Below are 12,685 nucleotides of genomic sequence, written 5' to 3' on the forward strand. Positions count from 1 at the left end.
CCATTGTGCACTTACTCGGCCAGTATCGTTGTGCCCATGCCGTTCGACATCGCCTCTGTTCGGGGGCTCTTCCCAGCATTGGGAGACGGCTGGATCTACTTCGACCCGCAGGCCGGCATGCAGATTCCCGATTCGGTCGCGTCGGCGGTGTCGCGGGGCTTCCGGTCGTATCCGGTCGCCGCCGGGCGACACAGTCCGCAGGCCCGTGCGGCCGCGGGCGTGGTCGACGACGCGCGGGCGGCCGTCGCCGACCTGCTCGGTGCAGACCCCGCCGGTGTGGTTCTCGGCTCCTCGCGCGCCGCGCTGATGTCGGCGCTGGTCGACGCGCTGCCGCTGTCCGCGTGGCGCGGTCGGAACATCGTGCTGTCGCGGTCCGACGACGAAGCCGTGCTGCGGCCCGCCGTCGCCGGCGCCGCCCGCTACGGATCTCAGGTCCGCTGGGCCGAGATCGACATCGAGGACGGTTCGCTCCCCGCGTGGCAGTTCGCCGAGGTGGTCGATGAGCACACGTCGCTCCTCGCGGTGACCCTCGCGTCGTCGGTCACCGGCGCCATCACCGACATCGGTCCCATCGCAGGCCACGCCCGGGCGACCGGCGCCCACCTGCTCGTCGACGCATCGACCGCCGCACCCTATGTCCCGCTGTCGATGTCCGAACTCGGCGCCGACGCCGTCATGGTCAGCGCGGAGCGCTGGGGCGGCCCCGGCGTCGCCGCGATGGTCTTCGCCGATCCGGCGCGGGTGACGTCGTTGGAGCGGATCTCGATGGATCCGTCGACCACCGGCCCGGCGCGGCTGGAGCGGGAGCCGGTGCCCAGCGCACTCCTGTCCGGGCTGATCGCGTCGGTGGAGTATCTGTCGCGACTCGACTCGTCGGCCGTCGGCACCCGTCGGGAGCGGATCGTCGCGTCGATGGACGCCACCTATGAGTATGTGCACCGGCTCCTCTTCTATCTGGTCAACTCCCTGACCCACCTGTCGAACGTCAGCGTGGTCGGTCCCGAGGTTCACAGGGTCCCGGTCGTCAGCTTCGTGGTCCACGGGGTCTCCGCCGTCGACGTCTGTACCCGATTGGGCGACAACGGAATCGCTGCGCTGGCGGCGATTCCGAGCCGCGCGTTGACGGCGATCGGCGTCGACGAGATCGGCGGCGCGGTGACGGTCGGACTGTCTGCGTACTCGACGCCGTACGAGGTCGACCAACTGGTTCGCGTCCTCGGTTCCTTCGGTTGATGGACACCCGTCGCAGCGGGACGGCGGTGTCCGTGGATTCGGAGAACAGGTCCCTGACCGATAATGTCTGATCAGCGGTATCAGAATTTTTTGAACTGAGGGGGAGCGGTGTCGTCGAGCGGTGGGGTGGGTGATCACGACGATGCTGCGGGGGTGCTGAACGGTCGCGAACGAGAGCTGTGGCACGAGTTCGTCGGCGGCGGATGGGTGCTGTATCGCGCGGTCTTCCGCGAGATCGACCAGTCGTCCGCGGACTGGCGGCTCCTGGAAGTTCTGTCGTACGCACCGCGGATGCGGATCAGCGATCTCGCCGAGGCCACGCAGATCGGCCTCAGCACGGTGTCGCGGCAGGTCAGCCGGTTCATGGATCGCGGTGTCGTGGAGCGAGTCGACGCCGAGGGCGACGACACGCGGCAGAAGTGGGTTCGGATCACCGATCTGGGGCGCGCAGAGGTCGCGCCGATCCTCGAAGCGCGCGATCGCGCCGTGCGCCGTCTCATCATCGACCGACTCAGCCCCGACGAGTTCGAGCAGCTCTGCGGTCTGTTCGGCACTCTCGGTCGACGGATCGCCGAAGACGAGGGACAAGCACGGTCCAGCTCCCGACTCAGAGCGTCAGCAGTACCTTCCCGATCGCATCGCCCGAGGTGAGCCGTGTGTGCGCGGCCTCGACGTCGGCGAGCGGGAAGGTGGAGTCGATCACCGGCACGATGTCCCCGGACTCGATCAGCGGCCACGTCCGCGCCACCGTCTCGGTGATCACCGCGGCCTTCGAATCGGGGCCGCCGGTGGTCGGCCGCGACCGGAGTGTGGTGCCGATGACCGATGCGCGCTTGGCCATCAGCGCTCCGATGTTCAACTCCGCCTTCACCCCGCCCTGCATGCCGATGATGACGAGTCGGCCGTTGGTCGCGAGCGCCGCGACATTCGCCGCCAGATACTTGGCGCCCATGATGTCGAGGATGACGTCGGCACCGCCCTCGGCCTTGACGCGCGTGGTGAAGTCGTCGGACGTGTAGTCGATCAGGATGTCGGCGCCCAACTCCTTTGTCCGGGCCAGCTTCTCGGCATTTCGCGCGGTGGTCGCGACACGGCAGCCGAGGGCGCGCGCCACCTGGATCGCGTGCGTCCCGATGCCGCTGCTGCCGCCGTGCACCAGGAACAGTTCGCCCGGAGCCAGTCGGCCGGTCATCACCACGTTCGACATCACGGTGCACGCCACCTCCGGCAACGCTGCCGCCGACACCAGATCCACGCCGCGCGGCACCGGCATCACCTGCTCCGACGGCACCGCCACCTTCTCTGCGTAGCCGCCGCCCGCGAGCAGTGCGCAGACCTGATCGCCGATCGCCCAACCGGTCACGCCGTCGCCCAGCGCGCTCACCGTGCCGGACACCTCCAGACCCAGAATGCTCGACGCTCCCGGCGGCGGCGGGTAGTTGCCCGCTCGCTGCAGGATGTCGGCGCGATTGACGCCCGCCGCGGCGACGTCGATGATCACCTCACCCGGCGACGGCACGGGTTCAGGAACGTCGGAGGCGACGAGCGGTTCGGATCCATCCACGGCACGCATGTCTCCCAGTCTGGCAGGAATCGCACTCGCGGGGCAGGGGCGCGGAACCGTACGGCCGATACGCTAACCTGGGGCGCCAGGGAAGCGTGGCAGAGCGGCCGAATGCACTCGCCTTGAAAGCGAGCGTGGGTGAAACCACCGGGGGTTCAAATCCCTCCGCTTCCGCAGTGGATGCAGGGGCGGTTTCCGAGAGATCGGGAACCGCTCCTTCTGCGTTCTGTCCCGCTATTCGCGCTCCAGGACATCGATTTCGCGATTCCGCTGCGCAATCGTAGAGGTGTGTGGTACCTGATCTTCTCCGGTCCGGAGAAATATTTCACGCTGCTGACCAGCACAGACGGCGGATCCGGCGGATTCTCCTTTGGCGCGACGCTGCAGCGTCCCTAGCGTTCATTCCGACGACACAACGGTCGTTGTTCACTCTCACCTACATGTCTCGGGGGACATCATGAGAAGAAGAATCATCCTGGCCCTGGCGGTCGCGTTCGCTGCGCTCACCGCCCTGGCATCCATCACCGCCGGCGTCAGCGACGCCCGCACCTACCAGACTCGCGAGGGCGTGAACATCACGCTCAACGCATCCAAGCTGACGGCCAAGAAGGTTGCGCCGCTGGACGGTTCGCCGTTCTCCGGCGAGGCCTACCTCTCGTCGGATGTGCACGCCGCACTCAAGGGCATCAAGGGCAAGAAGGTCCGCGCGACCGTCGAGGTCGGCTACCAGATCGGCTACCCGGTGTCGGTGGCGCCGCAGGGCGTCAAGATCACCGCGCACACGCCGGAGCTCAAGCTGACCGGCGGAGTGAACGCCAAGTTCGCACCTGAGGTCAGTGTCGACGGCACCGGCGGCGGCCTCAAGCCCGGTGAGGTCGGTGCCGAACTCGGCGCCGAGGCCACCGTGATCCCGTCTGCAGACCTGGAATTCGAGGTCGGCGCGGGCAAGATCACCACGATCACTCTCGCTGAGATCGCCCTGACCAAGCCGGTCGCCGACGTCGTCCTGTCGGGCGTCGAACTGAACATCTCGAACGCCGTCGGACCGATCAGCGTCCGCCCGTTCGCGAAGATCTCGGTCACCACTGACACCGGCGTCTACGTCTACTACGACCGCGGGCCCGTCAGCCGCATCTAAGCAGCACTGCCTGCGTAACTTGCAAAATCTCGGCCCCCGAATCCTTCTCCCAGACGGATTCGGGGGCCGAGATTTTCGATCAGTCCGCGGAGTCCTCATCCCCGGTAGGCTCCGACCATGACTCGGGGTATGGGCGGACGCGGCATGCGCGGCGTCGACGAGGACGCGATCCGGAGGCAGAACGCCGAAGCGCCCGTCGTCACGGACCTCGGTAAACGCGTCGTCTCACTGTTCGCTCCGTACCGGTGGCAGATCGTCATCACCTGCCTCATCGTGGTGGTCGCGGCGGCGATCGGCGTCATCCCGCCGCTGCTCGTCGAGCAGATCTTCGACAGGGCGCTGTTCCCGCCCGGAGGCAAGCCGTCCCTGGAACTGCTGAGCTGGCTGGTGGCTGCGATGGTCGGGTTGTACCTGGCGTCCGCCCTGCTCAACGTGGTGCAGACCTGGCTCACGGCCACCATCGGAAACCGGATCACGGGCGACCTGCGAGTCCGTCTGTTCGAGCACCTCCAGGCGATGGAGCTGGGCTTCTTCACCCGGACCAAGACAGGCGTCATCCAGTCCCGCCTCCAGAACGACGTCGGCGGCGTCTCCGGCGTGCTGACCTCGACGGTCACGTCGATCCTCGGGAACGTGGTCACGGTGATCGCCTCGTTGGTGGCGATGATCCTGATCGACTGGAGGCTCACCATCGCGTCGGTCATCCTCATGCCGATCCTGGTCCTGGTGCAGCGCCGCGTGGGTCGGATCCGCGCGAAGATCGCCGCGCGCACCCAGGAGTCGCTGTCGGAGCTGACGGCGATCACGCAGGAGACGTTGAGCATCTCCGGGATCCTGCTGTCCAAGTCGTTCAACCGGCAGCGCACCGAATCGGTCCGCTACCAGGCGGAGAACGCCAACCAGATCGCTCTGCAAGTGAAGCAGACGATGAGCGGCCAGACGTTCTTCGCCGTCGTCCAGGTCCTCATGTCGTCGGTGCCCGCGGTGATCTACCTGATCGCCGGATGGCTGCTGACCGGCGACGCGACGTCCGGGATCACCGCCGGTGCGATCGTCGCGTTCACCACCGTGCAGGCCCGACTGCTGCAGCCGCTGGTCTCGCTGATGCGCGTCGCCCTCGAAGTGCAGACCTCCCGCGCACTGTTCGCGCGGATCTTCGAATACCTGGATCTGGTCCCGGCGATCCAGGACGCACCCGACGCGATCTCGGCGGCGGACGCGCCGGGCCCGCGCGGCAGCATCCGGCTCGACGACGTCGTGTTCCGCTTCCCCGACGCGTCACCGGAGGCACGACCGACCCTCGACCACGTCAGCCTCCGCGTCGGGCAGGGCGAGCACGTGGCGCTGGTCGGGCCGTCCGGATCGGGCAAGTCCACGATCCTCTACTTGATCCCGCGGCTGTACGAGGCGACCGACGGCGCGGTGGTCTTCTCCGGCACCGATGTGCGCGCCCTGACGGCCGATTCGATCATCGACGAGATCGGGATCGTCTCGCAGGAGACCTACCTGTTCCACGCGACGATCGCCGAGAACCTCCGCTACGCCAAACCCGACGCCACCGACGACGAGCTGATCCGCGCCTGCACCGCCGCCAACATCCACCACATCATCGAGAGCTTCGAGGACGGCTACGACACGATGGTCGGCGAACGCGGCTATCGGCTGTCCGGCGGCGAGAAGCAACGCATCGCGATCGCGCGCGTCCTGCTCAAGGACCCGCCGGTCCTGCTGCTCGACGAGGCGACGTCGGCCCTGGACACCGTGTCCGAACGGGTGGTGCAGGAGGCGATCGACACCCTCGCTCACGGGCGCACCACCATCACCATCGCGCACCGACTCTCCACGATCGTCGACTCCGACGTGATCTACGTGATCGACGCCGGCCGGATCGTCGAATCGGGGACGCACGCAGAGTTGATGGCGAGCGACGGCCTGTACGCGGAACTCGCCGAGCAGCAGGTCGCGGCCGCGCGGATCGAGGGAACCGTCGCCGACGATCGGCCGCCGCTGCCGTCGCGTCGTGCCGACCGCTGCCCCGAGCCGGGGGAGCTGCCGGCGGAGATCGCAGCGCTCGTCGCGCCGTACCTGCGCCCGCGTGCACTGGAACCGGACTAGACACCCGAATGAGAGGCGTTCTCTCGTTACACTTTTCGAATGGACGCCCTCGACACCGCTGTGATCTGGTTCAACGACCACTACGGCTACGTGCTCATCGCACTGCTGGTGGGCGCCGGCGTGTGGTGGGGTGCGCGCACCGTCGTCGTGCAGATCAGGCTCGCGCCCGATATGGCGCGCGCCATCAAGGAACGACCACCGCAGGGCAAGGCGGGCGGCACCCAGATCTCGGCGTTCCGCGCCTTCTGCATCTCCGCGGCCTCCCGCGTGGGGACCGGCAACGTCGCGGGCGTCGCGGTGGCGATCACTATCGGCGGTCCCGGCGCGGTGTTCTGGATGTGGATGCTGGCGATCATCGGCGGTGCCACCGCTTTCGTCGAATCGACGCTCGGCCAGCTGTACAAGGTGCGCGACGGCGCCGACTACCGCGGAGGTCCCGCCTACTACCTGAGCCGCGGCATCAAGAACAAGAAGGTCGGCATGGCCATGGCCTTCCTCTTCGCCCTGGCCATCACCTTCACCTACGGCTTCGTGTTCAACGCGGTGCAGTCCAACTCCATCACCGCGGCCGTCGACCTCGCCATGGACGTCGACGGTGACTGGGTCCCCTACGTCATCGGTGGCGTGCTCGCCGTCCTCACCGCCGCGGTGATCTTCGGCGGCGTCCACCGCATCTCCGGTGTCTCCCAGGTGCTGGTGCCGCTGATGGCGATTCTGTACGTCGGTCTCGCGCTGGTGGTCGTGGTGACGAACCTGACCCAGCTGCCCGGCGTGGTCCGCGACATCGTCGAATCGGCGTTCGGCTTCCGCGAGTTCGTCGGCGGCGGCGTGTGGGCCGCGATCATGCAGGGCGCGCGGCGAGGCCTGTTCTCCAACGAAGCCGGCATGGGTTCCACCCCGAACGCCGCGGCGACCGCCGCCGTCTCGCACCCGGTGAAGCAGGGCCTCGTCCAGACCCTCGGCGTCTACTTCGACACCCTCGTCGTCTGCTCGGCGACCGCGTTCATCATCCTGCTGTCCGACCCCGATTACGGCAGCGACATCGAAGGCGTGCAGCTCACGCAGACCGCCCTCGCACACCACATCGGTTCGTTCGCGGGCCCGCTGCTGGCCGTGATCCTGTTCTTCCTCGCGTTCAGCTCGGTAATCGGCAACTACTACTACGGCGAGACCAACATCGCCTTCTTCACCGGCCGCACCTGGGTGCTCAACGTGTTCCGCGTGATCGTCGTCGGCTTCGTCTTCTTCGGCGCCATCGCCAAGGTGTCGCTGGTCTGGAACCTCGCCGACGTCTTCTCGTCGGTGATGGCGACGGTCAACATCCTCGGTCTGTTCGCGATCGGCGGCGTCGCGGTCGCACTGCTGCGCAACTACTCGATCCAGCGGGCCAAGGGCATCGACCCGGTGTTCCACCGCGACGACATCCCCGGCCTCACCGGCGTGGAGTGCTGGGACGGGACCGATCCGGAGACGGTGCGGAAGTCGGAGCCGGCGTCGGTCTAGCCGGAAATATCTCGGTTGCCGAACTGATCTCAGAGATCGGCTCGGCAACCGAGATTCTCGTCAGGTCGCCGCGACGGCCGCGACCGGCTCGTCAGGAGGCTCCACGGGCGCTGTCGCCGCGTACCGATTCGCCAGGACCGCGCACACCAGCAGCTGGATGATGTGGAAGATCATCAGCGGCAGGACGTACATGCCGACCTGGGCGGCCGGGAACAACAGGGTCGCCATCGGCAGGCCGGAGACCTGGCTCTTCTTGGATCCGCAGAACAGCAGGACGATCGCATCGCCGCGCGGCAGGCGCATCGCCTTGCCCAACCCGAAGAACGCGCCGAGCACGACCGCCAGCAAGACCACCGACACCGCGACCACCATGAGCAGCTGCGACGGCGGGACGACGGTCCAAAGTCCCTGCGTCACGCCGATGCTGAACGCGGCGTAGACGACGAGCAGCACGGACCCCTGGTCGACGATCGACACGACGCGGTGGTTCCGCTTGAGGAAGCCGCGCATCCGCTTGTGCAACAGCTGTCCGGCGACGAACGGGACCACCAGCTCGCCGACGATCCCGAGCAGGGACTTCGGGGTGATGTGGACGGACGACCCGAGCAGGACGCCGGCGAGCAGCGGGGTCAGGACGACGCCGAGGACGTTCGAGATCGACGCCGAGCTGACGGCCAGGGCCACGTTGCCGCGGGCGATGGAGGTGAACGCGATCGACGACTGCACCGTCGACGGCAGGATGGCCAGGAACAGGAAGCCGGTCGCCATGACCGGGCTCAGGATCGACGCCGGCAGCAGCGTGAGCGCGATCCCGAGCAGGGGGAAGACGACGAACGTACAGGCCAGCACCACCAGTTGAAACTGCCAGCGGGTGAAGCCCTCGCGGGCGTCGGACGGCGTGAGCTTGGCACCGTGCAGGAAGAACAGCAGGCAGACGGCGGCGATGGTCGCGTAGTCGAGGGCGTCGGCCGTGCCGCCTCGCGCGGGCAGCGCTGTCGCGATCAGGGGGATCGCGATCAACAGCAAGATGAACGGGCTCAAGAAGCTCGGCAGTCGGAAACGCATGAGAACGATGCTCGCAGCGCGAGACCTATTCGGAAACAGTGAGACCATGCTGACTGTATGCATGATCTGTCATAGCCATTAGGCTGGCGGGCATGGCCGATCTCGATCCCGTGCAGTTGCGGACCTTCGTCGCCGTCGCAGGCCAGTTAGGCTTCTCGCCGGCGGCCCGCCGGCTGGGTCTGAGCCAATCCGCGGTCAGCCGCCATGTGCGGGCCCTCGAATCGGCGGTGGGGCGGCCGCTCCTGGACCGTGACACGCACACCGTCCGCCTCACGGCGGCGGGGGAGATCTTTCTCGGTTACGCCCGCCGCATCCTGGACCTCTCCGACGAGGCCGTGGAGGTGCTGGGTGAAGCCGGACCGCGCGGTCGCGTCCGCTTCGGCGTCTCCGAAGACTTCGCGCTCACCCGACTGCCGGACTTCCTGCGCCGATTCACCGCCGACTACCCGGACATCGACCTCGAGTTCACCGTGGAGTTGAGCGTCGTCCTGCACCGACTGCTGCGAACCGGGGAACTCGACGCGGTCCTCGCGATGCGGATCGACGACACCAGCGGAGGCGACGCCTTCGCCTCCTGGTCGCTCTTCCGCGACCGCCAGGTGTGGATCGGCGAACCGGGATTCACCCTGCGACCCGACGAGCCGGTCCCGCTCGTGCTGTATCCGCGACCGAGCCTGACGCGCGACGCCGCCCTCGATGCGCTGGTCGCGGCGGGTCGCGCGCACCGGACGGTCGCGTCGTCGGGCAGTCTGAGCGGCCTGCGTGCGGCCGCGCTCGGCGGCCTGGGGCTGATGCCGTTCGCCGGCTCGCTGATCCCCGACGGTCTCGTCGAACTCGACACGGACTTGCCGCAGCTCCCGCCGATCACCTTTGTGCTGATGACCCGCGGGAGCCACGTCCCGGCCGCGACGCGCGTGCTGATCGAAGCGCTGCAGGCCGATCACGGCGAGGTCGGCGCCACCCAGTTGTGACCGACCCGTGCTTGTTACTGGTGAGGTATTTGTAGTTCAGTGGGGTTATTGTGACTACTTTGCAGCATTCCCGTTCAGTCCGTCGTCTCGCCACGCGCACCGTCGTCGGTGTGGTCGGCGCCGGAGCCGCCGTCGCGCTCGCGGTGCCCGCACAGTCCGCCGCGCTGCCAGACCTCTCGTCGCTCCCCAACTCGTCCGCCGAGTTGAACCTGCCCGACCTGATCAATCGGCTCCCGGACCTGATCGCGCCCAAGGCGCCGCCTGCGGCGAATGGGAAGTCGTCGTGCACCGCCGTGATCCAGATCGGCGACTCCACCTCGGTGAACGCCGACTCCGCGTCTCTCCCGGGCGCCGACGCGACGGCCGGCGCCCAGTACCGCAGGGTCGGCGCCGCCACCACGACGGTCGACGCCCTGGCCGGTCGAGCGATCGTCGGCGGTCCGGGGACCGATGCGGCAGACGCGGTCGCGGCTCGGACGGCGGCCGGGGAGCGTGGCTGCTGGGTGATCGCCATGGGCGTCAACGATGCAGGCGCCATCGCGACCGGCGGCGAGAGCGCCGATCAGCGCATCGATCGGATCATGTCGAAGCTGACCGGCCAACCCGTGCTGTGGCCGACCATCGCGTCGTCGAACCCCAAGGATCAGGCGTTCGGCTCGACGTCGATGACCGCCTTCAACGACGCCCTCAAGCGCGCGACGACGCGCTATCCGAACCTCGCCGTCTACGACTGGGCCGCTGCCGCTCGCCCCGAGATGTTCGCAGGTGACGGCATCCACTACACCGCGGCGGCGACCGCCGAACGCAACAAACGGTTCGCGGACGCGCTGGCCACGGCATACCCGGCGGGAAGTGGATCCACCCCGACAGTGAAGCTGGTCGGTTAGCGCTTACAGCGGGCAGGTGATGTTCGGATTGCGCTTGCCCGACACCGCCTGACGCAGTCCCTGCGCGACGGCGTCGGCGTACTCGTTCAGCCCGGGGCCGATCGGGTGGACGCCGTCGGGACCGAGGTCACCGCGGTGGGTGTCGGCGATCTGGCACCACGGCGCCAGATACACGTTCCGTTGTCGCGGAGCCCACCGGAGCACCTGCTGAGCTGCTTCGGCGATCCCGTCGACGTGGCCGTACGGCACCACCAGCACCACGCGACGATCAGGTCCCATCGACCGCACGATCCGCGCGAGCTGGCCCGGGAACGCCTGACCGTTGGTGCCGAGTCCGAGGACCACGTACTTGCGGAGCTGACCGTTCGCGCGGAGGGCGTCGAGCACCGGTTCCGCTCCCGAATAGTGGCGCGACACCTCGCCGTCGACGTAGATGCCGGGGAAGCGCGCGAACAGGGCCTGCGACGACGCGAGCATCACCGAGTCACCGACCGCGGTGATCTGCGTTCCCGGCGGCAGTGCGCGCTCGGTGCGGACCGCGGCCTGCCCCTTCGCATTGGCCTGCTCCTGCAGCTGCGCGAGTTGCTCCAACTGCGTCTCCAGCTGCGACTTCGACGGGCTGGATCCCAGTGCGGAGCCCGCGAGCAGACAGACGACGATCGTCCCCACGACCGCCACGGCGGGAACTGCTCGACGCGACGCCGCCCCCAGCGAGGTCAGCGTGCCGCGCAGCCCCAGCCGCCGGAACGGCGTCTCGATCCACCGGTACGACGCCTCCGACAGCACCAGCGTCAGCACGCCGGCGACGGCGCCGATGGTCCACGCGGAGCCCCAGAAGTCGCCGGCGTCGCGCAGCAGTTCGCGCGCGAACACGAACAGGGGCCAGTGCCACAGGTACAGGCTGAACGAGCGCTCGCCCAACCACCGCAGCACCCGGATCCGCAGGAGACGCGGCAGCGGGCCGGTCTCGCGGACCGCGTTGTGCACGACGATCGTGGTGAGCACGCACGCCAGGAACAGACCGCCGCGGTACGTGGCCTCCGCGGTGTCGCCCAGGACGAACAGCAGAACCATCAGCCCGACGAACGCCGCCGGCGCCAACAGCCAGCCGAGGATCGCGTTGACCCGCGGCGACAGGATCCGCGGCCAGGAGTCGTCCTCGAACGTGCCGGGTGCGGTCACCACGAGCGCCAGTCCGGCGCCGGCGAGGATGCCGAAGGCGTGGGTGTCGCTGCCGAAGTAGACCCGGCTCGGATCCACGCCCGACTGGAACAGCAGTCCCATCGCCACCGTCGACGCAAGCGCCAGAGCGGCGGCTACGCCCGCGGACGCCCACATCCGCGACCGCAGCGGCCGCTTGCGGAACGCCCACATCATGACCAGGAACAGCAGCGGCCAGAGCACGTAGAACTGCTCTTCGATGGCGAGCGACCAGTAGTGCATGAAGACGCGCGGCGTGGTGTCCGCGAAGTAGCTCTCCGAACTCGCGATCTGCACCCAGTTGTTGACGAACAGCGCCGATCCGGCGAACTGCCGCCACAGCTTCACGGCTACGTCGCCGCCGATCAGACCCGCGACGGCCGTCGTGACCACCAGGACGGTGATCGCCGCCGGAAGGATGCGTCGGACTCTCCTGGTCCAGAACCGTCGCAGCGAGATCCGACCGGAGGCGCCGTACTCGCGGACCAGCAGCGAGGTGATCAGGAAGCCGGACAGGACGAAGAAGATGTCGACGCCCAGGTAGCCGCCGGGCAGGAGGTCGCCGAACAGGTGATAGATCACCACGGCCACCACCGCGACGCCCCGCAGTCCGTCGAGCGCCAGAGCGCGGCGGATGCCGCCGGGCTTGGTCGCCGGAGTTCGGACGGGTTCGCCGCGTCGGGCGGGCGTCGCCGCGGCGGCCAGATCCACCGATTCTTCGGAGAGCACTCGCAGGGTCAGCGGATGCTCCACGATCCGATCCAGGCGGACCGGTTCCTCCAGGTACACGGGGCCGATGCGGGCGGGCGTGACGGGATCGGACGACGTCGGCCCGTCGCCGAGATCCACGGGCTGTTCGACGACTCGGGTGGCGTTCGGCAGCGCCTCGGCGACGGCTTCGTCTGTGACGGGGAAGGCGTCGTCGCTCAGCACCTCCTCGTCGACGTGGTCGAGAGTGAGCGCGCGGAAGGCTTCGTCGAGATCGGTTTCGACCTGGGTCATCGCACCG

The 12,685-nt window shown here is 68.2% G+C and carries 10 protein-coding genes and 1 tRNA gene; 8 read left to right on the forward strand and 3 right to left on the reverse strand.

Going from position 1 to position 12,685, the window contains the following annotated elements; all coding sequences use genetic code 11:
- The first annotated feature begins 36 nt into the window (after nt 1-36).
- On the forward strand, nt 37-1,233 hold the full coding sequence (locus ACH46_RS01325; RefSeq protein ID WP_062391351.1) for an aminotransferase class V-fold PLP-dependent enzyme: 1,197 nt from the start codon (nt 37-39) through the stop codon (nt 1,231-1,233).
- A 126-nt stretch (nt 1,234-1,359) separates the two neighbouring features.
- On the forward strand, nt 1,360-1,884 hold the full coding sequence (locus ACH46_RS01330; RefSeq protein ID WP_226995720.1) for a MarR family winged helix-turn-helix transcriptional regulator: 525 nt from the start codon (nt 1,360-1,362) through the stop codon (nt 1,882-1,884).
- On the opposite strand, the gene ACH46_RS01335 is transcribed toward ACH46_RS01330, so the two are convergent.
- Nucleotides 1,841-2,806 (reverse strand): NAD(P)H-quinone oxidoreductase, encoded by a 966-nt coding sequence (locus tag ACH46_RS01335; protein ID WP_062391352.1) that lies wholly within the window; start codon nt 2,804-2,806, stop codon nt 1,841-1,843. The genes ACH46_RS01330 and ACH46_RS01335 overlap by 44 nt on opposite strands.
- A gap of 80 nt (nt 2,807-2,886) precedes the next feature.
- Here ACH46_RS01335 and ACH46_RS01340 point away from each other — a divergent pair.
- From ACH46_RS01340 to ACH46_RS01355, 4 genes are all read left to right on the forward strand, one after another.
- Nucleotides 2,887-2,971 (forward strand) — tRNA-Ser (locus ACH46_RS01340).
- A gap of 283 nt (nt 2,972-3,254) precedes the next feature.
- Nucleotides 3,255-3,935 (forward strand): MspA family porin, encoded by a 681-nt coding sequence (locus tag ACH46_RS01345; RefSeq protein ID WP_062391353.1) that lies wholly within the window; start codon nt 3,255-3,257, stop codon nt 3,933-3,935.
- A 117-nt stretch (nt 3,936-4,052) separates the two neighbouring features.
- Nucleotides 4,053-6,050, forward strand: a complete 1,998-nt coding sequence (locus ACH46_RS01350; RefSeq protein WP_062391354.1) for an ABC transporter ATP-binding protein — start codon at nt 4,053-4,055, stop codon at nt 6,048-6,050.
- A gap of 39 nt (nt 6,051-6,089) precedes the next feature.
- Entirely contained in the window at nt 6,090-7,553 is a 1,464-nt protein-coding gene (locus ACH46_RS01355) for an alanine/glycine:cation symporter family protein (protein ID WP_062391355.1), read from the forward strand.
- Nucleotides 7,554-7,613: 60 nt separating this feature from the next.
- On the opposite strand, the gene ACH46_RS01360 is transcribed toward ACH46_RS01355, so the two are convergent.
- Nucleotides 7,614-8,618 (reverse strand): bile acid:sodium symporter family protein, encoded by a 1,005-nt coding sequence (locus tag ACH46_RS01360; protein WP_062391356.1) that lies wholly within the window; start codon nt 8,616-8,618, stop codon nt 7,614-7,616.
- Between the two features lie 92 nt (nt 8,619-8,710).
- On the opposite strand from ACH46_RS01360, the gene ACH46_RS01365 reads away from it, so the two are divergent.
- Together ACH46_RS01365 and ACH46_RS01370 are read left to right on the forward strand one after the other, a co-directional pair.
- The gene (locus ACH46_RS01365; RefSeq protein ID WP_062391357.1) at nt 8,711-9,589 is read left to right on the forward strand and encodes a LysR family transcriptional regulator; all 879 of its coding nucleotides are present in this window, start codon (nt 8,711-8,713) and stop codon (nt 9,587-9,589) included.
- A gap of 50 nt (nt 9,590-9,639) precedes the next feature.
- A complete protein-coding gene (locus ACH46_RS01370; protein ID WP_062391358.1) occupies nt 9,640-10,476 on the forward strand; it encodes an SGNH/GDSL hydrolase family protein in 837 nt (278 codons plus the stop codon).
- A 3-nt stretch (nt 10,477-10,479) separates the two neighbouring features.
- Here the strand turns inward: ACH46_RS01370 and ACH46_RS01375 are convergent, their stop codons facing one another.
- On the reverse strand, nt 10,480-12,678 hold the full coding sequence (locus ACH46_RS01375) for an acyltransferase family protein (RefSeq protein ID WP_062391359.1): 2,199 nt from the start codon (nt 12,676-12,678) through the stop codon (nt 10,480-10,482).
- Between the last annotated feature and the right edge of the window lie 7 nt (nt 12,679-12,685).

Source organism: Gordonia phthalatica, assembly GCF_001305675.1.
GTDB classification, from domain to species: Bacteria; Actinomycetota; Actinomycetes; order Mycobacteriales; family Mycobacteriaceae; genus Gordonia; species Gordonia phthalatica.

What these genes read in the sequence shown, in the direction of transcription:
- ACH46_RS01325 (WP_062391351.1), top strand. Translation starts at nt 37, where the DNA reads ATGCCGTTCGACATCGCCTCTGTTCGGGGGCTCTTCCCAGCATTGGGA.
- ACH46_RS01335 (WP_062391352.1), bottom strand. Translation starts at nt 2,806, where the DNA reads ATGCGTGCCGTGGATGGATCCGAACCGCTCGTCGCCTCCGACGTTCCT.
- ACH46_RS01345 (WP_062391353.1), top strand. Translation starts at nt 3,255, where the DNA reads ATGAGAAGAAGAATCATCCTGGCCCTGGCGGTCGCGTTCGCTGCGCTC.
- ACH46_RS01350 (WP_062391354.1), top strand. Translation starts at nt 4,053, where the DNA reads ATGACTCGGGGTATGGGCGGACGCGGCATGCGCGGCGTCGACGAGGAC.
- ACH46_RS01355 (WP_062391355.1), top strand. Translation starts at nt 6,090, where the DNA reads ATGGACGCCCTCGACACCGCTGTGATCTGGTTCAACGACCACTACGGC.
- ACH46_RS01360 (WP_062391356.1), bottom strand. Translation starts at nt 8,618, where the DNA reads ATGCGTTTCCGACTGCCGAGCTTCTTGAGCCCGTTCATCTTGCTGTTG.
- ACH46_RS01365 (WP_062391357.1), top strand. Translation starts at nt 8,711, where the DNA reads ATGGCCGATCTCGATCCCGTGCAGTTGCGGACCTTCGTCGCCGTCGCA.
- ACH46_RS01375 (WP_062391359.1), bottom strand. Translation starts at nt 12,678, where the DNA reads ATGACCCAGGTCGAAACCGATCTCGACGAAGCCTTCCGCGCGCTCACT.